The organism is Rhodanobacter sp. BL-MT-08 (assembly GCF_054161255.1).
Map to the genome: position 1 here is coordinate 1,314,189 of NZ_CP167872.1, position 24,316 is coordinate 1,338,504.

General features: G+C 64.4%; 26 protein-coding genes. 11 read left to right on the plus strand and 15 right to left on the minus strand.

What is annotated here, in order from left to right; genetic code table 11:
- Positions 1-36: 36 nt before the first annotated feature.
- The 9 genes from ACDK93_RS05530 to ACDK93_RS05570 form a co-directional block, all read right to left on the minus strand.
- Positions 37-882 carry an HlyC/CorC family transporter gene (locus tag ACDK93_RS05530; protein WP_458071601.1) on the minus strand — a complete coding sequence of 282 codons (846 nt, stop codon included), beginning with the start codon at positions 880-882 and terminating at the stop codon, positions 37-39.
- A gap of 136 nt (positions 883-1,018) precedes the next feature.
- On the minus strand, positions 1,019-1,465 hold the full coding sequence (ybeY, locus tag ACDK93_RS05535) for an rRNA maturation RNase YbeY (RefSeq protein WP_458071602.1): 447 nt from the start codon (positions 1,463-1,465) through the stop codon (positions 1,019-1,021).
- A gap of 88 nt (positions 1,466-1,553) precedes the next feature.
- On the minus strand, positions 1,554-2,585 hold the full coding sequence (locus ACDK93_RS05540) for a PhoH family protein (protein WP_458071603.1): 1,032 nt from the start codon (positions 2,583-2,585) through the stop codon (positions 1,554-1,556).
- Positions 2,582-3,076 carry an N-acetyltransferase family protein gene (locus ACDK93_RS05545; RefSeq protein WP_458071604.1) on the minus strand — a complete coding sequence of 165 codons (495 nt, stop codon included), beginning with the start codon at positions 3,074-3,076 and terminating at the stop codon, positions 2,582-2,584. Before ACDK93_RS05545 ends, ACDK93_RS05540 begins: the two co-directional genes overlap by 4 nt.
- Positions 3,073-4,452: a tRNA (N6-isopentenyl adenosine(37)-C2)-methylthiotransferase MiaB gene (miaB, locus tag ACDK93_RS05550; RefSeq protein ID WP_458071605.1), complete on the minus strand. Its 1,380-nt coding sequence runs from the start codon at positions 4,450-4,452 to the stop codon at positions 3,073-3,075. Before miaB ends, ACDK93_RS05545 begins: the two co-directional genes overlap by 4 nt.
- Before the next feature lie 169 nt (positions 4,453-4,621).
- Positions 4,622-6,829, minus strand: coding sequence for a TonB-dependent receptor (locus ACDK93_RS05555; RefSeq protein WP_458071606.1), 2,208 nt, complete (start codon positions 6,827-6,829; stop codon positions 4,622-4,624).
- 8 nt (positions 6,830-6,837) lie between these two features.
- Entirely contained in the window at positions 6,838-7,191 is a 354-nt protein-coding gene (locus tag ACDK93_RS05560) for a DUF3325 domain-containing protein (RefSeq protein ID WP_458071607.1), read from the minus strand.
- Positions 7,188-8,732: a PepSY-associated TM helix domain-containing protein gene (locus ACDK93_RS05565; RefSeq protein WP_458072351.1), complete on the minus strand. Its 1,545-nt coding sequence runs from the start codon at positions 8,730-8,732 to the stop codon at positions 7,188-7,190. The genes ACDK93_RS05560 and ACDK93_RS05565 overlap by 4 nt, the downstream gene beginning before the upstream one ends.
- Before the next feature lie 34 nt (positions 8,733-8,766).
- Positions 8,767-9,096, minus strand: a complete 330-nt coding sequence (locus ACDK93_RS05570) for a hypothetical protein (RefSeq protein ID WP_458071608.1) — start codon at positions 9,094-9,096, stop codon at positions 8,767-8,769.
- Between the two features lie 313 nt (positions 9,097-9,409).
- Between ACDK93_RS05570 and ACDK93_RS05575 the strand changes: the two genes are divergently transcribed.
- Positions 9,410-10,600, plus strand: coding sequence for a lytic transglycosylase domain-containing protein (locus ACDK93_RS05575; protein WP_458071609.1), 1,191 nt, complete (start codon positions 9,410-9,412; stop codon positions 10,598-10,600).
- 44 nt (positions 10,601-10,644) lie between these two features.
- On the opposite strand, the gene ACDK93_RS05580 is transcribed toward ACDK93_RS05575, so the two are convergent.
- Positions 10,645-11,829 (minus strand): S1C family serine protease, encoded by a 1,185-nt coding sequence (locus tag ACDK93_RS05580; protein WP_458071610.1) that lies wholly within the window; start codon positions 11,827-11,829, stop codon positions 10,645-10,647.
- 157 nt (positions 11,830-11,986) lie between these two features.
- Here ACDK93_RS05580 and petA point away from each other — a divergent pair, with 157 nt between their 5' ends.
- The 5 genes from petA (at position 11,987) to ACDK93_RS05605 (ending at position 15,841) form a co-directional block, all read left to right on the plus strand.
- On the plus strand, positions 11,987-12,592 hold the full coding sequence (gene petA / locus ACDK93_RS05585) for a ubiquinol-cytochrome c reductase iron-sulfur subunit (protein WP_458071611.1): 606 nt from the start codon (positions 11,987-11,989) through the stop codon (positions 12,590-12,592).
- The gene (locus ACDK93_RS05590) at positions 12,592-13,893 is read left to right on the plus strand and encodes a cytochrome b (protein ID WP_458071612.1); all 1,302 of its coding nucleotides are present in this window, start codon (positions 12,592-12,594) and stop codon (positions 13,891-13,893) included. Before petA ends, ACDK93_RS05590 begins: the two co-directional genes overlap by 1 nt.
- A gap of 31 nt (positions 13,894-13,924) precedes the next feature.
- Positions 13,925-14,674 (plus strand): cytochrome c1, encoded by a 750-nt coding sequence (locus tag ACDK93_RS05595; protein ID WP_458072353.1) that lies wholly within the window; start codon positions 13,925-13,927, stop codon positions 14,672-14,674.
- A gap of 82 nt (positions 14,675-14,756) precedes the next feature.
- Positions 14,757-15,395, plus strand: a complete 639-nt coding sequence (locus ACDK93_RS05600) for a glutathione S-transferase N-terminal domain-containing protein (protein WP_458071614.1) — start codon at positions 14,757-14,759, stop codon at positions 15,393-15,395.
- 23 nt (positions 15,396-15,418) lie between these two features.
- Positions 15,419-15,841: a ClpXP protease specificity-enhancing factor gene (locus tag ACDK93_RS05605; RefSeq protein WP_458072354.1), complete on the plus strand. Its 423-nt coding sequence runs from the start codon at positions 15,419-15,421 to the stop codon at positions 15,839-15,841.
- An 84-nt stretch (positions 15,842-15,925) separates the two neighbouring features.
- Here ACDK93_RS05605 and ACDK93_RS05610 read toward each other — a convergent pair whose 3' ends face one another.
- The 4 genes from ACDK93_RS05610 to ACDK93_RS05625 all read right to left on the minus strand — a co-directional run bounded on the left by ACDK93_RS05610 (position 15,926) and on the right by ACDK93_RS05625 (position 19,985).
- Positions 15,926-16,342 carry a DUF3301 domain-containing protein gene (locus tag ACDK93_RS05610; protein ID WP_458071615.1) on the minus strand — a complete coding sequence of 139 codons (417 nt, stop codon included), beginning with the start codon at positions 16,340-16,342 and terminating at the stop codon, positions 15,926-15,928.
- A gap of 72 nt (positions 16,343-16,414) precedes the next feature.
- Positions 16,415-17,272, minus strand: a complete 858-nt coding sequence (gene nadC / locus ACDK93_RS05615; RefSeq protein WP_458071616.1) for a carboxylating nicotinate-nucleotide diphosphorylase — start codon at positions 17,270-17,272, stop codon at positions 16,415-16,417.
- Positions 17,272-19,587, minus strand: coding sequence for a DUF1631 domain-containing protein (locus tag ACDK93_RS05620; protein WP_458071617.1), 2,316 nt, complete (start codon positions 19,585-19,587; stop codon positions 17,272-17,274). The genes nadC and ACDK93_RS05620 overlap by 1 nt, the downstream gene beginning before the upstream one ends.
- A 125-nt stretch (positions 19,588-19,712) precedes the next feature.
- A complete protein-coding gene (locus ACDK93_RS05625; RefSeq protein WP_458071618.1) occupies positions 19,713-19,985 on the minus strand; it encodes a Trm112 family protein in 273 nt (90 codons plus the stop codon).
- 68 nt (positions 19,986-20,053) lie between these two features.
- Here ACDK93_RS05625 and purE point away from each other — a divergent pair, with 68 nt between their 5' ends.
- Together purE and ACDK93_RS05635 are read left to right on the plus strand one after the other, a co-directional pair.
- Positions 20,054-20,557 carry a 5-(carboxyamino)imidazole ribonucleotide mutase gene (gene purE / locus ACDK93_RS05630; protein WP_458071619.1) on the plus strand — a complete coding sequence of 168 codons (504 nt, stop codon included), beginning with the start codon at positions 20,054-20,056 and terminating at the stop codon, positions 20,555-20,557.
- Positions 20,554-21,708 (plus strand): 5-(carboxyamino)imidazole ribonucleotide synthase, encoded by a 1,155-nt coding sequence (locus ACDK93_RS05635; RefSeq protein ID WP_458071620.1) that lies wholly within the window; start codon positions 20,554-20,556, stop codon positions 21,706-21,708. The genes purE and ACDK93_RS05635 overlap by 4 nt, the downstream gene beginning before the upstream one ends.
- Positions 21,709-21,784: 76 nt before the next feature.
- Here the strand turns inward: ACDK93_RS05635 and ACDK93_RS05640 are convergent, their stop codons facing one another.
- On the minus strand, positions 21,785-22,363 hold the full coding sequence (locus ACDK93_RS05640; protein WP_458071621.1) for a superoxide dismutase: 579 nt from the start codon (positions 22,361-22,363) through the stop codon (positions 21,785-21,787).
- Positions 22,364-22,477: 114 nt separating this feature from the next.
- On the opposite strand from ACDK93_RS05640, the gene grxD reads away from it, so the two are divergent.
- The 3 genes from grxD to ACDK93_RS05655 all read left to right on the plus strand — a co-directional run bounded on the left by grxD (position 22,478) and on the right by ACDK93_RS05655 (position 24,247).
- Positions 22,478-22,801 carry a Grx4 family monothiol glutaredoxin gene (gene grxD / locus ACDK93_RS05645; protein ID WP_458072356.1) on the plus strand — a complete coding sequence of 108 codons (324 nt, stop codon included), beginning with the start codon at positions 22,478-22,480 and terminating at the stop codon, positions 22,799-22,801.
- A complete protein-coding gene (locus tag ACDK93_RS05650) occupies positions 22,801-23,568 on the plus strand; it encodes an SDR family NAD(P)-dependent oxidoreductase (RefSeq protein ID WP_458071622.1) in 768 nt (255 codons plus the stop codon). Before grxD ends, ACDK93_RS05650 begins: the two co-directional genes overlap by 1 nt.
- Positions 23,569-23,647: 79 nt before the next feature.
- On the plus strand, positions 23,648-24,247 hold the full coding sequence (locus tag ACDK93_RS05655; protein WP_458071623.1) for a YhgN family NAAT transporter: 600 nt from the start codon (positions 23,648-23,650) through the stop codon (positions 24,245-24,247).
- Positions 24,248-24,316: the final 69 nt, after the last annotated feature.

Consider the following 24,316-nt stretch of genomic DNA (forward strand, 5'->3'; position numbering starts at 1 on the left):
CGCTGGGAATCCGAGGCAACCTAACTCGGACTCGCTTCAGTTTTTGCCTTGTCTCACAACGCGAAACGCCTGCACGCGGCGGTCGTCCGCTTCGGTGACGTGGAAAAGGTAAGTGCCGATGGCCACTTCCTCGCCTACCTCGGGCAAGTGGCCGAACTCCGAGGTCACCATGCCGCCGACCGTGTCGTATTCCTCGTCGGAGAAATCGGCGCCGGTGTTTTCGTTGAAATCGGCGATCGGCGTCAGTGCGCTGACGATCCAGTCGCCGCCGGGCTGTTCGTGCATCAGCTCGGGCTCGTCGTCGTCGTGCTCGTCGTCGATTTCGCCGACGATTTGCTCGAGCACGTCCTCGATGGTGATGAGGCCGGCCACGCCGCCGTATTCGTCCATCACCACGGCCATGTGATTGCGGGTAAGGCGGAACTCGGCCAGCAGCACATTCAGGCGCATCGACTCGGGAATCAGCACGGCCGGGCGCAGGATCGCCATGATGTCGAACTGGCTGGTGTCGCCGAAGGATTTCAGCAGATCCTTGGCCAGCAGGATGCCCAGGATGTCGTCCTTGTCTTCCCCGTGCACGGGGAAGCGCGAATGGCCAGATTCGACTACCACGGCAAGCATCTCGGACAGCGACGACTCGGCGGCGAGCATGACGATCTGGGCACGCGGCACCATCACATCGTCGACGCTCAGCTCGGTGACCTTGATGGCACCCTCGACCATCGTGAGGGTGTCGGCGGACAGCAACCCGTTGGTCTGGGCGGCGCGCAATTCCTCGATCAGTTCGACGCGGTTGCGTGGCTCGCCGGAAAACATGTGGCCCAGTCGGTCCCACCAACTACGGTGCGCCGGGCCGCTGGTACTGCCAGGGTCGTCGTTCATTTATCGCGTGGGTGCTGCCCGCAAGCGGGACGGTAACTCGAGTTTAGCGGAAAATTCGTGACGATTCAGCGCGATGGGTGGAACAGGCCGTGACGCGATCGTGCGGCCCGCCTTCGACTGGCTCGCCGGGCAGATGCTACAGCCGATAGGGATCGGCAATGCCCAGGCCAGCCAGGATGCGGGTCTCCAGCGCTTCCATCGCCTCGGCCTCGCTCTCCTCGATGTGATCGTAGCCGAGCACATGCAGCACGCCGTGTACGGTCAGGTGCGCCCAGTGATCTTTCGGCGGCTTGCCTTGTTCCCTGGCTTCGCGCAGCACGACGGGAGCACAGATGGCCAGATCGCCAAGCAGCGGCAGCTTGAGTTCCGGCGGAAGCTCCGCGGGAAAAGACAGCACGTTGGTCGCATAGTCCTTGCCGCGATAGTCGTTATTGAGTGCGCGGGCTTCGTCGATGTCGACGATGCGGATGGCCAGCTCGGCTGGCTTGCGATGTTTCGCGCCGCGCAAGGCCGCAGCAACCCAGCGGCGAAAGCTGGTTGATGAGGGCAGCCCGGCACGCGCCAGGCCATAGCTCAACGACACGCGGGGCTCGGGTATCGTCGCGGCGGATCGCTGCGGTGTGCGGGGAGCGAGCGGCGCTTGTTTCGGCATGTGATCGCGTGGCATTAGGTCAGGAAGCGAGGGGCGGGTTAGCCGATCCGTTCTTCGATTCGGCTTTCTCCACCTTGTCGTCAAACGCCTCATAAGCCCGCACGATCTTCGCCACCAGCGGATGACGCACGACGTCGCGCGAGGTGAAGAAGGTGAAGCTGATGCCGCTGACGTCATGCAGCACTTCGGTGGCCTGACGCAGGCCGGAGCGCACGTGACGCGGCAGGTCGACCTGGGTGACGTCGCCGGTGATCACAGCGACGGTGCCGAAGCCGATGCGAGTCAGAAACATCTTCATCTGCTCGACGGTGGTGTTCTGCGCTTCGTCGAGAATGACGTAGGAGTCATTGAGCGTGCGGCCTCGCATATAGGCGAGCGGCGCGATCTCGATGACGTTGCGCTCGATCAGTTTGGCGACTTTTTCGAAGCCGAGCATTTCGTACAGGGCGTCGTAGAGCGGGCGCAGGTACGGATCGACTTTTTGCGAGAGGTCGCCGGGCAGGAAGCCGAGCTTCTCTCCGGCTTCCACGGCGGGACGCACCAGCAGCAGGCGCTGCACGCGATTGGCTTCCAGCGCCTCGACCGCGCTGGCCACGGCCAGATAGGTCTTGCCGGTGCCGGCCGGGCCGATGCCGAAGTTGATGTCGTGGGTGGCGATGGCGTGCAGGTAGCGCGCCTGGTTGGCGCCGCGTCCCTTGATGACGCCGCGCTTCACGCGGATGGCCACTTCCTGCGTGCCTTCCGTCGATGCGTCGGTGATCGCGTCGATGCCGGATTCGGCCAGGTGCAGATGCACCTTGGCACCGTTCAACGATTCTTCTTCGGTCACCACATACAGCGCGCGCAGCACCTTCTCGCTGGCCCTGATGGCCGGACCTTCGCCGATCACCTCGAACACGCTGCCGCGGTGGTTGATCTCCACGCCCAGGCGCAGTTCGATCTGCCGCAGGTGCTCGTCGAATGGCCCGCACAGGTTGGCCAGCCGCGCGTTGTCTTCGGGGTCGAGCGCAAAATTGTTCTGCTGGGTATGGCTCTTCAGGCTGGCAGTCATAGTTCTCGGTGCATGACGTAAACGTCGGTGGATCCGTGCACAGCATGGCGAAAAGCGCCGGGCACCTGGCCGACAATCTGGAAACCGTGGCGCTGCCAAAGGCGCACGGCGGTGGTATTGCTGGAAACCACGAAGTTGAACTGCATCGCCGTGAAGCCGGCGCAGCGGGCCTGCTCCAGCGAATGCTCGCACAGCATCGAGGCAATGCCGCGGCCGCGCGCATCGGCTGCGACCATATAGCTGGCATTGGCCACGTGATCGCCCAGGCCGGGCTGATTGGGCCGCAGCTTGTAGAAGCCCAGTACCTTCCCGTCCTGTTCGGCGACGAAGCAGCGTACCGGTGGCGCCGTCCACATGGCGCGCGCGGTGTCGATGTCGAGATCGGCCGGATAGTTGTACGTGTCGCCACCGGCGATCACCGCCTGCATGATCGGCCAGACGCGAACAAATTCGTCCGCACCAATTTCCCGCAGCGCGAGGTTTTCCGTCACGAAGCCAGCGCGACCGGTGCGTCGATGGCCGGCTCATGCAGCACGATCCGGCCGCGCAGCGAATTGCTCATAGCGTCGGTGATCAGCACATCGACGAACTGGCCAATCAGCCCCGGATGGCCGGCAAAGTTGACGAAGCGCATGTTCTCGGTGCGGCCGGTCAGCTCGCTCGGATCGCGCGTGCTTGGCTTTTCCACCAGCACGCGCTGCACGCTGCCGATCATCGCGGTGCTGATTTTTTTGGCGTTTTCGTTGAGCGTGGCCTGCAGGCGCATCAGGCGCGCGTGCTTCTCCGCCGCCGGGGTCTCGTCGGCGAGATTCGCTGCCGGCGTGCCGGGGCGCGAGGAGAAGATAAACGAGAAGCTCTGGTCGAAGCCGACGTCGTCGATCAGCTTCATGGTCTTGTCGAAATCCTCGGCGGTTTCGCCGGGAAAGCCGACGATGAAATCGGACGACACGCAGATGTCCGGCCGCACCGCGCGCAGCTTGCGAATCTTCTGCTTGAACTCCAGCGCGGTGTAGCCGCGCTTCATCGCGCTGAGGATTCGATCGGAACCGGCCTGCACCGGCAGATGCAGGTAATTGGCCAGCTGCGGCACGTTGGCGTACGCCTCGATCAGCGAGTCGGAAAACTCCAGCGGATGCGAGGTGGTGAAGCGAATGCGGCCGATACCGTCGATTTGCGCGATGGCGTGGATCAGCACGGACAAATCGGCCACGCTGCCGTCGTGAGCCGGGCCGCGGTAGGCGTTGACGTTCTGGCCGAGCAGATTCACTTCGCGCACGCCCTGGGCGGCGAGCTGGGCGACCTCGACCAGCAAATCGTCGAACGGACGGCTGATTTCTTCGCCGCGGGTATAGGGCACGACGCAGTAGCTGCAGTATTTCGAGCAGCCTTCCATGATCGAGACGAAGGCGGTCGGGCCGTCGGCGCGCGGCTCGGGCAGGTTGTCGAATTTTTCGATCTCGGGGAAGCTGATGTCCACCTGCGGCCGGCCCGTGGCGCGCTGCTTTTCGATCAGCTCGGGCAGGCGGTGCAGGGTCTGCGGACCGAAGACCAGGTCGACATACGGCGCGCGCTTGACGATGGCGTCGCCTTCCTGCGAGGCCACGCAGCCGCCCACGCCGATCAGCACCGGCTTGCCGTCCTTCTTGTGCTGCTTCCAGCGGCCGAGCTGGCTGAAGACCTTTTCCTGCGCCTTCTCGCGGATCGAGCAGGTGTTGATCAGAATCACGTCCGCCTCGGACTCGTCCAGAGTCAGTTCCGCGCCATGCGACGCCGCGAGCACGTCGGCCATCTTGGCCGAGTCGTACTCGTTCATCTGACAACCGTGGGTCTTGATGAAAAGCTTCATCGAAGCTGGCTTGCCGCTCATGACAGGGGATTTACCGTGGTTCGTAGAACGAAGGCGACGGCTGCGAAACTTTTTTGCCATCGCGACGCCGCCGCAATGCGGCATCGAACCGCGCAGTTTACGCCACCGTGGGCCCCCTCGCCAGTGAACCGGCCGCGCGCTGATGGCGGGCGGCCAAGCTATAGCGCACTCAGAAGTCGACGCTGGCCGACAGCTTGATCGTGCGCGAAGCACCCTCGGTCAGGTAGCCGCCCAAGGCTGATGCCCAGTAGTTGCTGTTGCCGATATTCAGCACTGCGGCGCGGAACGTCACCTGGCGACCGTCAATGGCGGTGACGTAGCTGGCGCCCGCGTCGACCCGCGTCCAGGCGGGGATACGCAAGGTATTGGCCAGGTCGACATATTCACCGCCGGTGCGGGTCACGCCCAGGTTCAACCCCAGGCCCGTGGTGCCAGGCACCGCCCAGTCCACGCCGGCGTTGTATTGCCACTTCGGTACGCCGACCGCGGTGTTGCCGTTGTCGAGGCCACCGGCCGTCTGGGTCAGCTTGGCGTCGATGTAGCTCGCGCCGCCGATCAGTTTCAATCCACTCGTCGGCTCGCCGTAGATACTCCATTCCGCGCCGCGGTTGCGCTGTTCGCCGGCAATGCTGAAAACGCGCGTCACGCCATCGGTGATGCCGCTGGGCTGCTTGATCTGGAACAGGCTGAAGGTGCTGCCGAACGTGCCCTGGTCGTACTTGATGCCGGTTTCGAGCTGCTTCGACTTGTACGGCGCAAACACCTGGCCGACATTGGCCGAGCCGATCGGCGCTTCCGGTCCCTGCGACAAGCCCTGGATGGAATTGGCGAACAGCGAGACGTTCGGGTTGAGCTTCACCACCAGGCCGAGCACCGGTGAGGTGGCGATTTTGCGGTAATCCGCGGTCTGCATGCCGGTGGTGTAGGCATAGCCCAGGGTTTGCAGGGTCTGCCGGCGCGCACCGAGGGTCAGCAGCACCTGATCGTCGGCAAAGCCCAGCGTATCGGATAGCGCCAGGCTGTGCAGCTTGGTGCGGCCGGTCACCACCGGATCGCCGCCGCTGAAGGTGGTGGGCGGGTACGACATGGCCACATAGTCGTAGAGGTTGGTCGGCGAGGACGCGGAGAAGGTGTAGCTGACGGTCTTTTTCTGGTTCAGCGCGGAGACGCCCAGGTTGATCTTCTGGCTGACCGGGCCGGTGTCGAATGTCCCGTTGAGGCCGGCTTCGCCGCTCTGCGCGTCGTTTTGGTACGGCACGCCCAGTCGGTAAATCGAACCGTTGCCGCTGCCGTCCACGGTGGGCGAGGCGTACTCGCCGTTTTCGTTGGAATGATCGGCGCCGACGGCGACATAGCCGGTCAGGCTGGGCAGGAAATCGTACTCGGCGCGGACCAGGCCATAGGTGTCTTCCAGGCTGGAGTAGCTCCAGGGCTGGGCGTAATTCGCGCTCGCCGGCGGCGGTTTGGGCACGCCGTCGCCGCTGAGATAGACCACGCTGCGGCCCTCGTCGATGCGCTGAAGCTGATGGCTCACGTCGGCCTTGAGGCGGAACTTGTCGCCGCGGTAATCGAACGCGATGGACTGCTCGTTCGACTTGCGGCTCTCGCGGTCAATCGAGGTATCGCCATCGCGCCCGCCCAGATTGACGCGGATGCCGTACTGGTCGTTCGTGCCGAAGCGTCGGCTGACATCGAACTGGGCGCCGGCCTGGCTGTCGCTGCCGTAGTCGACGGAGGCGCGCGTCAGCGGCGCGTCCAACGCCCATTTCGGCTCCACGTTGATCGAGCCGCCGATGCCGCTACCGCCGGGCGATACGCCGTAGAGAAACGCGCTGGCGCCACGCAGCACGTCGAGCCGGCCGATGGCATCGGCGTCGACCATCTGCCGCGGGATGATGCCGTAGAGGCCGCCAAAGGTGATGTCATCGCCATTAAGCGGAAAGCCGCGCAGCACGAAGGTCTCGGCGAAATTGCCGAAGCCGTCGGCGACGCGCACCGCCGGATCGTCGGCCACCACATCGGCAATGGTGTACGCCTGATGGCTGGCGATGTAGTTCTCGGTATAGCTGGTCATCGCGAACGGCGTACTCATCACATCCTGTTCGCCCAGCACGCCCAGATTGCCGCGGCGGGCGATGTCGCCGCCGCCGAAGGTCGGCAAGCCCACGCCCTGCACATTCACCGCGTCCATCGTTTGCGCTTTCACAGGCTCATTGGCACTGCTCGTGTGGCTGGTGTTGTCGCCATCGACGGGTTGGCTTTGCGCGTGTGCGGCAAAACCGCCGGACAGCGCCATCGCCAGCAGGCTGGGCAAGACGGCGCGGCGGAGGCTGACGGAGTGACGGCTTGCCGCCTGCGGCTTGGTCGAAGTGTTCATGGTGTTCCTCAAAAAAGCGTGGGTAATAAAAGGGAGATCAGGGCGAATAGGCTCGCCGTGCCGCCGATGAAGGCCAGCCAGCGCGCGACGCGGGGGCGATACGGTTGCAGCAGAACCCAGGCGATGGCGGCCAGCATCCAGCTCGCACACCAGTCGACGCTGCCGATGTCCCAGCCGTGCCAGCGCGCGCTGATGACCCAGGCAGCCAGCGTCGCGAGCCAGCCACCGAGGCGCAGAAGGCGCGCGCGGCGAAGCGATGCTTCGGCGCCAAAGTGCTGGCGGTGATGACGCGCCACGGCGAGGCACAGCAGGGCCCAGCTCAGATAATTCAGCGCCAGCACGATCAGCCACATCATCGTCATGCGGATTTCTCCAGGGGACGATCGGCGTGCGATGAGGCCGAAGCCGCGGGGATGCGTGCATCGCGCCGGAGGCTTTTTGGCGGACGCGCGCTGAGCCAGGCCAGCCACGCAAAGCCGAGGCCCAGGGCGAAGGCGCTGGCGTCGATGCCCGCGAGTACCCAGTGATGATTGGCGATGCTGGCAGGCAGGCTGCTGCGCGGTTCGGTCAGCGCATTCAGCAGCGGCAGTGCAAGCAGCAAGGCGGCCGTCATGCCGAACAGCTCGCGCCACGGCTTGCCGCGACGCAGGCGCAGCACGGCCCATATCGCGGCGAGCAGCCACACGGCGTAAAAGCTCTGCGCTTCCCAGGCGGCCCGAGCGGTCAGGTTGTCGGGGAGCAGGCGGTTGGCCCAGAGCAGGGCGACGCTCGCCAGGGGCATGCCGGCTATAACGGCAACACTCAGCCTGCGCACCAGCCCGTAGCCGGAGCGCAGTCCGGCCTTCTCCGCCTGCCGCTGGCGCTTTTCGATCCAGACCTGCGCCGCCGTGGCGAGCATCACGCAGCCGGCGGCGCCGAGCAGAAAGTACAGCCACCGAATGGCTGCGCCGCCGAACTGCACGCGATGCAGTCCACTCAGAAACTGGTAGGTGCGATAGGCGGCCGGTGGACTCGCGCTTTCACCGCGGAAATGGCCATCGGTGCCGTCGTAGATCAGGGTGCGGCGACCGCCTGCGACCTCATCGTTGCCGGACTCCAGCGCGCTGATCGCGATCGACGCATCGTGGACATGCTCGATCTCCAGATACTGCACCGGGCCGCGCAGGCGTTGCACGGCGTCGTCGAGAACCTTGTCGAGCGAGGCCACTTGGCCTGGCGGCCGGTGCTGCTCGACCGGATGGGGCGTGCCGGACAGCGCCTCGTAATACGCCGCCAGATTGCCGCGATAGGCGATCTGCACGCCGGCGGTCATGTAGGTGGACACCATGATGATCACGCCGGTGTAGGCGATCATCAGATGGAACGGCAGGCCCAGCACGCCGGTGAGGTTATGTCCGTCCAGCCACGCTCGCTGGCCGCCGGCCTGCGGCCGGAACACAAAAAAATCCTTGAACACGCGGCGATGAATGATCACGCCGGTCACCAGCGCCAGCAGCATCAGCATGCCGGCCAGGCCCACCAGATACGCGCCGGGCGTGCCGGCCTGCAGGTTGTAGTGCAGGACGAAAAAGAAATTGCCGCCGACGGTTGGCGGAATCAGCGTTCCGTCGCGCGGATTCAGGGCGACATCGATCGTCGGTTTGCCCGGTTCGAAGACAAAGCCGTGAATCGACGGATTGCGCGTGCTGGGCGGATTGAGATAAAGCGTCTCGGCGTGCGGCGCCATCTCGCGCAAAGTGGCCGCAGCCGCATCCATCGCGACCGGCCCTGGTGCGATCCGATGCAGCGCCGGACGCATCCAGTAGTCCAGCTCCTTGTCGAAGCAGGCCAGCGTGCCGCCGAGGAAAATCGCAAACAGCACCCAGCTCACGATCAGCCCGGCCCAGGTATGCAGCCATGCCATCGATCGCACGAAGCTGCCCCTCATCGACGCGCGCTCACGGACGCATGCCGTAGTCGCGCCACGTCATGGCGAGTAAAAGCATCACGGCACCCGCCGCAAGCACGGTCCACCAGCCGCGCCACGCGCTGCGCGCGGCGAACACCCAGATCGCCACCGCCGTCCACACCACGAAACTGAGCAGGCTGGCGGTCACCGCGCGGTTGATCCGGCTCATCGGCAGCACGACGGTCAGCAGTGCCGCGCAGGCGTAGGCGACAAAGTAGCCGCCGAGCAGCGCGGCGGCCGTTCTCGATGCCACAGCCCATCGATAGCGCGCGGTTGTCGACTGGCGTCGTTTCAGTTGACCGCTGGGTGCTTCGGACATGCGTGCGTGGATTCGATAATGGAGAGGTGTCGTTCGGGCTTGCCGCGTTGTCGTCGCGAGCGCGCTCGTGGTGACGGCGCAAAGCGATCGGCCTGATGCGGGTGCGGCGGGGACGACGTGACGTTGCCGCGGTCGTGGTTGGGTTTTCCCGAAGGCGAACGCTCGAACGCAGGCGCATCGTGTGCGGCTGATCGGGCGTTGCGTGGGAAGCCTGCCCCTATTAAATAGTTATTACGAATGATTCGCAATAACTATTTTGCGTCGCCATGCCCATGACTTGGCTTGCCCGACACCTTTCGTCAGACTCGCGCTCATGAATGCCGTCGTCCGCCGGGACGAGCGCTCCGGCGCGCGATCCCGCTCAAAACGCCTGTTTGCTGCCGCCCTGATCGGCTGCCTGCTGTGGACGGGCGGCTGTTTTTTTCGGCAGGCGTTTTCGCTGGCCTACGCCGGTTCGCTGTATCACTGCACGGGCGCCAACGGAGAAGCCGTTTTCAGCAGCACGACGGCGGGATATCGCGGCTGCAAGAAGATCGCCACGTTTGCCTCGGCGCCGTCGGTGGCGCGCCCCAAGATAAAAAATCTTCCCGCCTCGCTGAATCTCGTCAGCGGATCCGTGACGACGACGGCGCGGAGTATCGCGGCCGACGGCGTCGATCCCGTTTCGTTTGAGCGGGTGGTTGCCGGCATCGAACCCGCGGGGCATGCCGCCGGCGACACGACGGCGCAACGCGCCTCGCTCGTCGGCGTGCAGGGGGCGGTGGAAACCACGGCGAAGCTGGTACTGGCGCCAGTGCCGAACACGGCTGTTGACGCCGTCGCCGCCATCCAGCCGGGTTATCACGAATCGAAAGACGCGGTGACGCCGCTGCTTGAGGTCGACAAGAACGGCAACCGCGTTCGACGCGGTTCGACGTATCGCGTGGTGCGTGCCGACGGCGTGGTCGAGTACACCAATGTGCCGCCGGCGCGACTGAAGGGCAACACGGTCACCATGCTTTTCAGCTACACCGAAATCGAAACCTGCATGGCCTGCAACCTGCACTCGCCCATTCACTGGGGCAGCACCGCCCTCAATCTCACCGCCTATGCCGATGTCATTCGCGCGGCGAGCGTCGAGTACGGCGTGGACGAAGCGTTTCTGCGCGCAATCATCCATGCCGAAAGCGCGTTCAATCCGCGCGCGCTGTCGCTCAAGGGCGCGCAGGGGCTGATGCAGCTGATGCCGGGTACGGCCAGCGACATGGGCGTGCTGGACGCGTTCGATACCAGCCAGAACATTCGCGGCGGCGCGCGCTATCTGGGCCTGCTGCTGCATGACTTCAACGGCAACGAGCAACTGGCCGCCGCGGCGTACAACGCCGGGCCCGGCGCGGTCGTGCGCTACAGCGGCGTGCCGCCCTTTGCCGAAACGCAGGTCTATGTGGAACGCGTGGGTACCTTGCGCAAGCGCTACGGCGCGGCGATCCACCCGCCGCTCACCTCGTCGACCGGGCCCGGTTGAGCGGTCCTCAGCTCACGTGGTCGGTGCGCGGCGGCACGCAAGCCTCAGCTGGTCACCACCGGCGCGGCGTTCGTCATCGCCGGACGCTGAATCAAAGTCACATCGAGATGGAACGGCGTGCCGTTGCGCAGGCCGGAAACCTCGACCGTGCTGCCGGGCTTGATGGCGGCCTCGCGCCGGCGCAGGTCGGCTGGATCGAGAATGTCATCGCTGCCGATCTTCAGCAGGATGTCGCGTGGCTGGATGCCCGCCAGAGCTGCCGGACCGCCGGGCGTGACGTCGGTGACCTGCACGCCGCGCGCTGCCGACGGCAGGCCGCTGTCGGCGGCGACCGGGACGAACGCGTAGTTGGCGCCCATCCAGCCGCGCACCACGTGCCCGCTGGCGATGATCTGATCGAGCACCTTGCGTGCGGTGGCGACCGGGATGGCAAAGCCGATGCCTTCCGCGCCGGCGGCCTTGCCGATCAGCAAGGTGTTGATGCCGATCAGCTCGCCCCGGGTGTTGATCAGCGCACCGCCGGAGTTGCCCAGGTTGATCGCTGCGTCGGTCTGGATGAAGTCCTCGGCGCTGGAGCTGTTGAGCTGGCGGCCAACCGCGCTGACGATGCCCATGGTCACGGTCTGATTGAGACCCAGCGGATTGCCGATCGCCAGCGCCACGTCGCCGGCGCGGAGCTGCTGCTTGTCGGCCATCCTGATCACCGGCAGGTTGCTGGCATCGATCCTCAGCACCGCCAGATCGGTCTCCTCGTCCGCGCCCACGAGGGTGGCCTTGGCGATGCGGCCGTCGTAAAGCAGCACCTGGATGTCGGCTGCTTCGGCGATCACATGATTGTTGGTGAGCACATAGCCCTGACCCTGCGCGCTGACAATCACGCCCGAGCCCAGGGTCTGCTCGCGATGCTGGTAGGTGGTCGGCATGCCGCCGAAAAGCTGCTGCAGCACCGGATTGTTGTACATCTTCAGAGCTTGCTCGGTGACGATCTTGTTGGCATAGATGTTCACCACCGAGGGTGCGGCGGCCGCCACCGCGTCGGCGTACGAAACCGGCGCGTTAGCGGAAGGCGCGGGGCCGGCAGGTTCCGCCACGTGCGCGACGGGCAGGCCGAAGTGCGCGCGCAGACGCTCGCCGCTGGCCGGCCAGAACAGCCCGATCACAAAGGCTACCGCCAGCCCCAGGACAACGAAGCGGGCGATGAAGGCGAGCGTGCCGGCGGCATGTTTCATGTCGAAAAGGGATTCCCGGCGGGTCGTGGCGAATGTTCGCGGCGGATCGACGTCGCCGGCTCTGCGGTTTTATTGTATGGGTGATGGCCTGACGCTACACTAACGCGATTTTTGAGGGGTCCCAAACCCCATCCCTGAAACACTTCCGGAGAGCCTGATGGCGAATGAAGTTGTCGACCACGGCCGCCGCCGTTTCCTGACAGCAGCCACTGCAGTGGTCGGGGGTGTCGGGGTCGTTTCGGTGGCGGTGCCCTTCATCAAGTCATGGGAGCCCAGCGCAAGAGCCAAGGCGGCCGGTGCTCCGGTCACCCAGTCGCTCGCCAAAATCGAGAGTGGCCAGCAGCTCATCGTCGGCTGGCGCAGCCTGCCGGTCTTTATCGTCAACCGGACCAAGGACCAGCTGGCGACCTTGCCCACGCAGGATTCGCGTCTGGTGGACCCCAAGTCCGACGGCGCCTCGGCGCAGCAGCAGCCGAAGTACGCGCAGAACGAGGCGCGCTCGATCAAGCCCGAGTGGCTGGTCATGATCGGCATCTGCACCCACCTCGGCTGTGTGCCGGGCTACGTGGGTGAAATCAAGCCCGAGCCGTTCGACCCGAACTGGAAGGGCGGCTACTACTGCCCCTGCCATCACTCGCGTTACGACATGGCCGGCCGCGTGTACCAGGGCGTGCCCGCCCCGAAGAACATGCAGATTCCGCCGTATCACTTCATCGACGATACGACGATCCAGATTGGCGTCGATCCGAAGGGAGCTGCGTAATGGCCAACGTATTGAGCAACATCGGCGACTGGGTTGGCGAACGCGCGCCGGGGCTTGCACCGTTCTATCGCAAGCACATGAGCGAATACTACGCGCCGAAGAATTTCAATCTCTGGTACTACTTCGGTGTGCTGGCGATGGTGGTGCTGGTCAACCAGATTCTCACCGGCATCTTCCTCACGATGAACTACAACCCGAGTGCGGCGGGCGCGTTCGACTCGGTGCAGTACATCATGCGCGACGTGGAGTGGGGCTGGCTGATCCGCTACATGCATTCCACCGGTGCATCGCTGTTCTTCGTGGTGGTGTTCCTGCACATGTTCCGCGGCCTGATGTACGGCTCGTACAAGAAGCCGCGCGAGATGGTCTGGCTGCTCGGCATGCTGATCTTCCTGGTGCTGATGGCCGAGGCCTTCATGGGCTACGTGCTGCCGTGGGGCAACATGTCGTTCTGGGGCGCAAAGGTCATCATCTCGCTGTTCGGTACGATTCCCTACATCGGAAACACGCTGGTCGAATGGATCATGGGCGACTTCCTGCCGGCGGACTCCACCCTCAACCGCTTCTTTGCGCTGCACGTGATCGCGCTGCCGATCGTGCTGCTGCTGCTGGTGGTGCTGCACATCTTTGCGCTGCACGAAGTGGGCTCGAACAACCCCGACGGCGTCGACATCAAACACGGGCCGAAGGGTAATCGCTGGAATGCCAACAAGCCGGCTGACGGCGTGCCGTTCCATCCTTACTACACGGTGCACGACCTGGTCGGCATCGGCTTCCTGCTGATGGTTGCCGCCTTCATCATCTTTTTTGCGCCGACCTTCGGTGGCTGGTTCCTCGAGCACGACAACTCGATCATGGCCAACAACCTGGTGACTCCGGCCGAGATCAAGCCGGTCTGGTACTTCACTCCGTTCTACGCGATCGTGCGCATGGTGCCGTCGTTCTTCGGCACCGCGGTATGGGGTGTGCTGGCGATGTTCGGCGCGATAGCCGTGCTGTTCTTCATGCCGTGGTTCGATCGTGGCCAGGTACGTTCGATCCGCTATCGCGGCACGGGATACAAGGTGGCGCTGGGACTCTTCGTGGTGGCGTTTCTGGGCCTCGGCGCAGTAGGTACCGGCATCACGGCGGAATTGATTCCGAAGCTGTTCGGTCATGTTGACCTGACCACCTGGGAAAATCTGTTCGGCCGTCTGATGACGATCATCTACTTCGGCTTCTTCCCGTTCCTGTGGGCGTATACGCACTTCGGCTGGGAAAAAACCAAGCCGGTGCCGGAGCGGGTGACCGGGCATGACTAATCCTACGATTCTCATCAAACGGCGGCCTCTGATGACGCAGCGGTATTTCACGAAGCGGCTTCTGTACGTGCTTTTCCTGGCGCTGGGCCTGCTGGCGGGCAGCATGGCGGCGCAGGCGGCGGAAGAGCCGGAGCTGATGTCGTCCGGTGCCAGCGTGCGCGATCAGGCATCGCTGCAGCGCGGCGCAAAGATGTTCTTCAACTACTGCGTCGGCTGCCACTCGTTGAAGTACGTGCGTTATTCGCGTATCGCCCAGGATCTGAACCTGTCCGAGCAGGACGTGATGCAGAACCTCAACTTCACCGGCGGCAAGTTCGACGATCAGGTGATCTCGCACATGCCGGCCGACATGGCGACCAAGTGGTTCGGCAAGGCGCCGCCGGATCTGTCGCTGGAAGTCAGCGCGAAGGGTGAGGACTGGGTTTACACCTACCTGAACTCGTTCTACCTCGATCCGCACAGCCCGATCGGCTGGAACAACACGGTGCTCCCCAACGCTGCCATGCCGTTTCCGCTGGCCGAGCTGCAGGGCCTGCAGACGGCGACGATGAAGCCGGGTACGACCGACGTTGTGGAAAAGCTGGAAATCGCGCATCCAGGCACCATGACGCCCGCGCAGTACCAGCAGTCGATGCGCGATCTGACCAGCTTCCTGCTGTACGCTTCCGAGCCCGCCGCGCTGCAGCGTGAGCACTACGGCATCTGGGTGCTGCTGTTCCTGGCGGTATTCACCTTCCTGGCGTATTTGCTCAACAAGGAATACTGGAAAGACGTCCATTAAACGTCCATTACACCCGGATGTGCATCATCCGATTGCGGCGGCCACGGGCCGCCGTCGTCGTCTCACCGATAGGGAAACGCGCATGGTTCAGAGCGCTCGCTCGCGCAACGTATTGACGTTGTACACCACAGCCGACGACATCCAGTGTCATCGGGCAAGGCTCGTGCTGGCCGCCAAGGGCGTCAGCTACGAGCGCGTTATCGTGGATCACGCCAATCCCCCGGAAGATCTGATCGATCTCAATCCGTACGTGACGACGCCCACGCTGGTCGACCGTGATCTCACGCTGTTCGACACGTCGGTGGTTTGCGAGTACCTCGACGAACGCTATCCGCATCCGCCGCTGATGCCGATCGATCCGCTGTCGCGCGCGCGCATTCGCGTCGCCGCCGTGCGCATCGAGAAAGACTGGCTTACCGAAGTGGACCTGATTCGTGCCGGAGGCAAGCCGGCCGACGCCGCGCGCAAGCGCCTGCGCGAACAGCTTCTGGCCAGCCTGCCGCTGTTCAAAGCGGCCAAGTTCTTCCTGAATCCGGAAATGAGCCTGGTCGACTGTCTGGTGGCCCCGGTGATCTGGCGCCTGCCGTGGCTGGGCGTGGATCTTGGCAGGGAAGGCAAGCCGATCATCGATTACGGCGAGCGCCTGTTCCACAGCCAGGGGTTTTCGCGCAGCATGACCGACCAGGAGAAGGCCATGCGGCCTCTCCCCGAGCAGGCATGATGAGCAACAAAGAACCTACCGCGATGAGCTCGAACCGGCCGTATTTATTGCGGGCGATTTACGACTGGATCAGTGACAACAACCTTACGCCTTACGTGCTGGTCGACGCGTTGATCGAGGGCGTTCGCGTGCCGCCGCAGGTGATCAAGAACGGGCAGGTGGTGCTTAATCTGGCGATGCGCGCCGTGGCCAATCTCGATCTGGGCAATGAGTGGATCAGCTTTTCGGCGCGTTTCTCCGGCGTGAGCCAGACGATCAATATTCCGGTGCAGGCGGTGCTCGCCCTGTACGCCCAGGAAAACGGTCAGGGGATGATGTTTCCGGCCGAGGAGGGTGGTGACAACCCGCCACCGCCGGACGTGCCGGACGACGCGCCGCCCGCACCGGGCGCGGAGCAGGGCGACAAGCCCAAGCGGGGCGCCCCGCATCTTCGCGTGGTCAAGTAACCCAGTTTTCCGATCATTGCGATTGCATCGCGACAGCGGGCGGCCGTAGCTCGACAGGTTGCCGCCAAGTTGCCGCGATAAGTTCTAGTGGAGCCGTTCGTCCGGCGGTCGACGGTCCCGGTGCAACTGCACGACATTGCTCGACGCCTTGGCCTTGGCCAGCGCGTCGGTCACGATCGACTCGGCCGATGCCAGCTTGGTTGTCGGCAGGCTGAGACCGCTTACGCTGCTGCCGATCATCCACAGCCGGCCCTGTTCGCGATCGTCGCCGTCGACGCTGACGTCGAAGGAGTAGCCGCGTTCGATCCGGCGAAGGCCGTCGATACGGCGGATGCGCAGGGCGCGCAGGCCAACGCTCTCATCGAGCAGCTGCAGTCCGTGCCGCTCGCATTCCCGGCGGGCTTCGCCCATCGCCCGTTCGCGCGCCGAGGTGAGCTTCAGCCACACCACCACGATGGCGCAAAGCACCAGCAATAGCAGCATGTCCTCGATGTCACTCATACCCGCAGTGTGTGGGCATGCCGGCTTGCACGCAAGGCGGCGGCATCTTCACCACGATGAGTCGCGCGCCAGTCAGTCCAGCCGCAGTCTCAGCGACAGGTCCACCGCGCGGACGTGCTTTGTCAGCGCGCCGACGGAAATGAAGTCCACGCCGGTTCGGGCAAACGCGGCGATGGTTTCCAGATCGACGTTGCCGGACACTTCCAGGGGTACGCGCCCGGCAGTGAACGCAACGGCCTCAATCATCAGCGGCCGTGGAAAGTTGTCCAGCATGATCCGGTCCACGCCTGCATCGATGGCCTGCGCCAGCTCGTCGAGATTTTCCACCTCGACCTCCAGCATCAGCGCCGGATGCAGGCGACGCCCGGCTTCCACCGCGGCCGCAATGCTCCCCGCTGCAATGATGTGGTTTTCCTTGACCAGAATGGCATCGTACAAACCCATGCGCTGGTTGTAGCCGCCCCCGCAGCGCACCGCGTATTTTTGCGCCACGCGCATTCCCGGCACCGTCTTGCGGGTATCCAGAAGGCGGGCACGAGTACCTGCCACTGCGGTGACATATTTGGCCGTCTGGGTGGCCGTACCGGACAGCAGCTGCAGAAAGTTCAGCGCCGTGCGTTCGGCGCTGACCAGCGCGCGCGCGCGCCCGGACAGGCGGCAGATCACGCTGCCGGGTTCGACGCGCTGACCGTCTGCCGTGTGCCATTGAATCATCACGTCAGGGTCCATCCGTCGAAAGCACGCCTCGAACCAGGGAATCCCTGCGATGACGGCACTTTCGCGGCAGGTCAGCTCGGCCTGCGCGCGGGCATGGGCCGGCAGCAGCTCGGCGGTAGCGTCGCCGGAGCCGAGATCTTCGGCAAAAGCGCGTTCGATGTCGGCCGAAATCTGTGCAGCAGGAGGCGCGTCAAACGTTGTTGCTGAACTCATCAGGCATCCGGAACGGGAGGGTTTTCAGGCTGGCTCAGACGCGTGACGATGGAGCTCATCGCCCGGTCGAACAGCGCATTGGCGGCCAGCACGGTCGCCTTGCCGTCGGCCAGCAGCACCGCGAGCTCTTCCGGCGCGTAGTCCGCCACTTTAAGGCCGCGGCGATTGACGAACAGGTAGCGGCCGGTCATCGGGCTGATCCATGACAGTTTCGCGCGCGCCATCGCCTCATCGATATGGCTGAACTCCATCCATGTCCCCGGCTGCAGTGCCTGCACCTGCTGCCACTCGGGGCTGTCCAGCGGCACCATCGCCGGCTCGGGAGCACGGCTGTCTACGCGGCTTGCATCCTGCTCGACAACGGGCTGAATACTATCGGGCATGCTCAGCATGGCGGTGTCTTCCGCGACGGACGCTGCTCCCGATTCGCCGTCGGTTTCGCCGAGCTGCTGGCGATAATAGGCGTGCAGTTGACCGAGCAGCCGCTCGATGTCCTGTTCCTGAAAAGCCACGTTGGCCAGGCCCAGACGCAGGGCGCGTTCGATACCCGGCAGCGTCTGGCGCAACTGCTGCCGGTCTTCAGCATGGATTATCGGGCGGGCGCTGGCGATGAAGTCGTCGACAAAATGCAGCGCGCTGCGGAACTCGTTCGATGCCTCGCCTTGCCGAAGCAGGGTCAGCACCAGATGGTTGGCCCAGGCACGCGCAAGAATACCGTGCACCAGCGGCGGCAGCTGTGTCTGTCCGATGCGATCGATGATTTCGCGCGCGGCGCGCCGACGTGCGAGCTCGAGTTTCTCGCGGCCGCGCGTGGACTCGGCCACGCGCTGCTCGGCCAGCTCGGAGCGGCGCTTGTTGATGTCGTGGAACTGCTGCAAGTCGACCAGCAGGCGATCGAAAATGCTCATGTCGTCGTCGAATTCGTGCAGCAGTTTCTCGACGATGACTTTGACTTTTTCATACAGCCGACGATCGCGGTCGGACTCGTCCGACCAGCCCTTGGCCTGTTCGGCCAGACCATCGAGGAGGCGACGCGCGGGATGCTGCCGATGGGCGAACATCTTGCGGTCGAGAATGGCCGCCTTGAGGTAGGGAATCTGCAGACGGGCCAGCAGCACCTGCATCTGCGCTGGCAGGTTGCGATCTTCCAGAATGAATTCGAACAGCATGCCGACCAGGTCGATGGTGTCCTCATCGATGGTGGCTACATGGCTGGGGCGCTCGCCGCGTAGCGCGCCGATCTGGTTCAGCAGCTGCGATTTCAGCTGCTGGACTTCCCGGCTCAGGTCGGCCGCATCGCGATCGGAGCTGGTTGCAGCCTGCGGCAACGGGCCGGCGCTGGCGATCTGGTTCTGCAGAACGCTGAGCGCGCCGAGCAGCTCATGCGCTGACGGCAGGGGCGCGGACGACACGATGCCTGCGCTGCCGCCATCGTGACCCGTGGCCGAACCCGCAGAAGCCGATGCCGGTGCCCGGCGCGCGCTGAACAGGGCGTGCAGCGTCTGCAGCAGGTCGTTGGGAATATCGCCGATTTCGGCGCCGGCGACTGATCGCGCCACCACGTCGTCCTCCAGTGACCTCGACACGCTGCCTGCGGCAGCCGGTGCGCGGACCACATGGTGATGGAGTTGCGGCAGGACGCCGGCTCCGACCAGCTCGTCGTTGATTTCCTGGTAGAGCTCTTCCAGCGAGGACAGCACGTACCGATCGAAGAGCTTGTAGATGATCAGCTTGACGCGCATGTCCGCGGTGAGTTCACGCAGCGCCTGGCGAAACGCCTGGGACAGGATCGCCGGAGCCACCGGATTGCTGGCGTCGTCGATCTTATGGCCGCCGCAGATCACCGACAGCCGCTGGTTGACGGCAAACAGGTCGCGAGCGAGGCGCGAATCGTTCTTGCTGATCATGCTGGTGATGGCCAGCGACTCTTCCAGCTCGTTGTCCGCCACCAGCGTTAGTTCGGCCGTGCTGCCGATGCCCGGCGAAGCCGCCGCCGAAGACGGCGATTTCGGATGGGTCAGTTCGCCCACTTCGCGGTTGATGGTGGCCAGAAAGTGGCGTTCCACCAGGGGCCGGCGCTTGCGCACGTCGCGCATGCCGTCGAAATAGTGCATCTGCGCGGCGTTGTTTTCGGCTTTTTCAGCCAGATCGAACAGGGCATCGTCCACGTGTTCGAACGCGTTACCCACCCACTGCTGCAGCCGCCGGTTGGCAATGCCGCGAACGGCGTTCAGCAGCTGGCCGACCCGCTCGCTGGAAGGATCCAGGCGTGGACCGAGGTCGACTACTTTCGAGAGGTCACTGACTTCCTTCATCGCCACGCCTTGGAGTTGCCACACGCGGTGAGAGTCGAATGGCCCGCACGAGCCTGACAATAAGCGAGGCCCGGGGGCATGTCATGCATATTTATAGCGAAACCGAGAACTGCGACACAAACGGTTCAGGCGGCCGCCGGAAAGTCGGTCAGCTGGGCGGTGCCGATGCCTTCCTCGGGCAACATCACCGGGATGCCATCCTCGACCCGGTAGATCACCTTGCCATCGGTGGTGATCAGTGCCTCGGAAATCCTTTCCCGGACAGGCGTGCCGGCGACCGAATCGACCTTGCCGGCGGCGACGGCATCGTTGAGCGCTTCGAGCTCATGCTTGCTCAGCGGCCGAACCGGAGTCTTGCTGACAGGGCAGCACAAAATATCGAGAAGACGCTTGTCCATGGCGGGTTGGCGGGGTGTGCCGGAGCAGGGGAAAGCAAGTACGATACCCGTTTTTGGACGGCCCGACCATGACATCGACAAGCAAGCCGCTGCGCGTTGGCGTGGTGATGGGCTCGCGCTCGGACTGGGAAACCATGCAGCACGCGGTCGGCGTGCTCGAAGAGCTCGACGTGCCGCACGAAGTGCGCGTCGTGTCGGCGCACCGCACGCCGGATCTGCTGTTTCGCTATGCCGAGGAAGCCGTTGCCCGCGGTCTGCACGTGATCATTGCCGGTGCCGGTGGGGCCGCGCATCTGCCGGGCATGCTGGCCGCCAAGACGCGGCTGCCGGTGCTCGGCGTGCCGGTGCAGTCCAAGGCGCTCAGCGGCATGGACTCGTTGCTGTCGATCGCGCAGATGCCGGCCGGCATCCCGGTCGGAACCCTGGCAATCGGTCGCGCAGGCGCGGTCAATGCCGGCCTGCTGGCAGTCTCCATGCTGGCCCTGCACGACGCCGCGCTTGCTGCGGCGCTGGACGCCTGGCGTGCCAGGCAGACGCAGGCGGTGCTCGATCAGCCGGACCCGCGACCATGAGCGAGCGCAAGCAGGCGGTAGTCGGCGTTCTGGGCGGTGGCCAGCTGGCGCGCATGCTGGCGCTGGCAGCGGCGCCGCTGGGCATCAAGACCCTGGTCGTTGACGGCGCCAGCGACGTCTGTGCCGGGCAGGTCGCGCCGCTGGTGGTTGCCGAATGGACCGACGCCGCCGCGCTGGAAGCGTTTGCCGGCCGGGTCGATGCGGTCACTTTCGATTTCGAAAACGTGCCGGCCGAAACCGCGCGCCGCCTGGCCGAACGGGTGGCCGTGCATCCCTCGCCGCAGGCCCTGGCCGTCGCACAGGATCGCCTGACCGAGAAAACCCTGTTTCGCGAATGCGGTCTCATGACGCCCGAGTTCATGGCCGTCGACGCGCGCGGGGATCTCGCCCGGGCACTGGCGACCATCGGCGCGCCGGCCATCCTCAAGACCCGCCGGCTCGGCTACGACGGCAAGGGCCAGTTCCGGCTCAAAGCCGTCGACGACGCCGACGCCGCGTGGGCCGCATTGGGTGATCAGGCGGCCACGCTCGGACTGATTCTGGAAGCGTTTGTGCCGTTCGAGCGCGAGCTGTCGGTGATCGCCGTACGCGGCCGCGACGGCGACTTCCGCACCTGGCCGCTTACACAGAACTGGCACGTCGACGGCGTGCTGTCGATGAGCCTGGCGCCGGCCCCGGCAATCGACGAGCTGCAGCAGCGCGCCACCGCGCTGGCAAAGACGCTGGCCGAGCGGCTGGATTATGTCGGCGTGTTTGCGCTTGAGCTGTTTGTCAAAGACGGTGAGCTGCTCGGCAACGAAATGGCGCCGCGGGTGCACAACTCCGGCCACTGGACCATCGAGGGCGCGCACACCAGCCAGTTCGAGAATCACGTGCGCGCCGTGCTCGGCCTGCCGCTGGGTGACACCGGCGCGCGCGGCCTGTCGACGATGTTCAACTGGATCGGCGATCTGCCGGAGGCTGCGCCGGTTTTACGCGCGGTCGACGGGCACTGGCACGACTACGGCAAGCAGGCACGGCCGGGACGCAAGGTTGGCCATGCCACGCTGTGTGCGCCGGATGCAAAAGAACTGGCCGCTCGCTTGACGGAGCTGGCTGATGCACTCGGACGTGGCCAGCAGGCGAGCCCGGTGGTGAAAGCGCTTCGCTGAACGCGGTTCTGCACAATCTGCACCACAAAAAAACGGAGCCGCATGGGCTCCGTTTGTTCTTGCGTAGCTGCCGGCATCAGGCCAGGTTGCTGGCCGCAAATTCCCAGTTCACCAGATTCCAGAACGCTTCCACATACTTCGGGCGTGCGTTGCGGTAATCGATGTAGTACGCGTGTTCCCACACGTCGGTGGTGAACAGCGGCTTGTCGCTGCCGGTGATCGGCGTGGCGGCATTGGACGTGTTCACGATGCCGAGCGATCCGTCCGGACGCTGCACCAGCCAGGTCCAGCCCGAGCCGAAGTTGCCGGCGGCCGATTTGCTGAACTCTTCCTTGAACTTGTCGAACGAGCCGAAGGCCTTGTCGATCGCGTCGGCCAGCTTGCCGGTCGGCGCGCCGCCGCCCTTGGGGCTCATCGAGTTCCAGTAGAACGTGTGGTTCCAGACCTGCGCGGCGTTGTTGAACACGCCGCCGGAGGACTTCTTGATGATGTCCTCAAGCTTGGCGTCGGCGAACTCGGTGCCTTCGATCAGCTTGTTGAGGTTGGTGACGTAGGTCTGGTGATGCTTGCCGTAGTGATATTCCAGCGTTTCGGCCGAGATGTTCGGCTCCAGCGCGTTCTTTTCATACGGAAGCGGGGGCAATTCAATCGCCATGGTGTGGCTCCTTAGCGGTGGCTGGGGGAGGTTTGGCCGGCGCAGCGGGCGGCGGCCAGCGGGTGACTGATACAATACTGATCTGCCTGCATTGTAAAGATGAAACGTCGACCTATGGATATCAACGAGCGAATCCGCGCCGTTCTCGCCGAACATCCCATCGTGCTTTTCATGAAGGGCACCCCGCAGTTTCCCATGTGCGGCTTCTCCAGCCGTGCGGCGAAAGCACTCACCGACGCGGGCGCCGATTTCCATGCGGTCAATATTCTGGCCGACCCGCAGCTGCGCTCCGGCCTGCCGCATTTCGCCAACTGGCCGACATTCCCGCAGCTGTTCATTCAGGGCGAGCTGATCGGAGGCTGCGATATCGTCGAAGACCTGAATGCCTCCGGCGAGCTGGCGCGCATGGCCAATGACGTTGCCGGGATAGCGAATTAATGACGCTTCCGTTTTCCCGATGGCCGGCACAGTGGACGCCCGCCGCTGACACCTTGCGCGATCGCGTGGTGCTGGTCACCGGCGCTTACGGCGGACTGGGCGCGGCCGTATCGCGCGCTGCCGCTCGCGCGGGCGCCACGGTGGTCATCACCGGCAAGCGCAAGCGTCAGCTCGAGCACCTGTATGACGCGATGCTCGCCGAAGGTTTGAGCGAGCCGGTGATCCATCCGCTCGACATGGAATCGGCCACGCCGCGCGACTACGAAAATCTGGCCGAAGGACTTGAGCGCGATCTTGGCCGACTCGATGGCATCGTGCACGCCGCGGCAAGTTTTGCCGGGCTCAGCCCGATCGCCATGCACAAGCCGGACGACTGGCTGCGCGCCCTGCACGTCAATGTTTCGGCGCCATTCGCGCTGACGCAGGCGTGCATGCCATTACTCAATCAAGCCGTCGACAGCTCGGTGGTTTTCGTTCTCGACAACCCCGATCTGCTGGCACGCGCGCACTGGGGCGCCTACGGCGTGTCGAAGGCGGCGCTGGAACGCTTCGTGGCGATTCTGCATCAGGAAAACGATGCCGGTCCCCTGCGCGTCAACGCGCTCTTGCCGACGCCGATGCGCACGGCGCTGCGGCGGCAGGCGTATTTCGGCGAGGACATCATGCAGCGCCCGCTGCCGGATGCCGCGGCCGACGCCGCCGTCTATCTGCTCGGCGCGCAGTCCGCGCAAGCGCGCGGCAAGGTGCTGGATCTTCGCGCCAACTGAAACACCCGTCGGTGCGACCGATGCGGCAACGGTTATCCTGTGGTGGCCTCAAGGGGAGTGCTGGATTATGGAAACGGAAATGACCACGTTGTCGGCGGGGATCATGCTGTTTCTGATCATGGATCCGCTGGGCAATATCCCTTTTTTTCTGAGCCTGCTGAAGGACGTGCCGCCCAAGCGCCGCCGCGCGGTGATGGTGCGCGAACTGCTGATCGCGCTGGGCGTGCTGCTGGTGTTCCTGTTCGGCGGTCAGCACATTCTCAAGCTGCTGCAGCTCAAACCCGACTCGATCAGCATCGCCGGCGGCATCGTGCTTTTTCTGATCGGCATCCGTATGGTGTTTCCGCCGGCCGACGGTGGCGGCATCTTCGGCAAGCCGGGCGAGGGCGAACCCTTTATCGTGCCGATGGCGATCCCCGGCGTGGCCGGTCCTTCGGCGATGGCGGCGCTGCTGCTGCTCACTAACACTCAGCCTGGTCGCACCGCGGACTGGGTTACCGCGCTGCTGCTGGCGTGGCTGGCCACGTCGCTGATTCTGCTCAGCGCGACCTATCTGTTCCGCTGGCTGGGCGAGAGCGTGCTCACGGCGCTGGAGCGCGTGATGGGCATGCTGCTGATTGCGCTGTCGGTGCAGATGTTCATGTCGGGCGTTGCGTCGTTCATGCACGTAAGTTTGTGAGAAAAGCAGCGCAGTAACTTCTGTTTGGCGTCCGCGTGACAGGCCCCTGTAACAATCGATCTTCAGGAT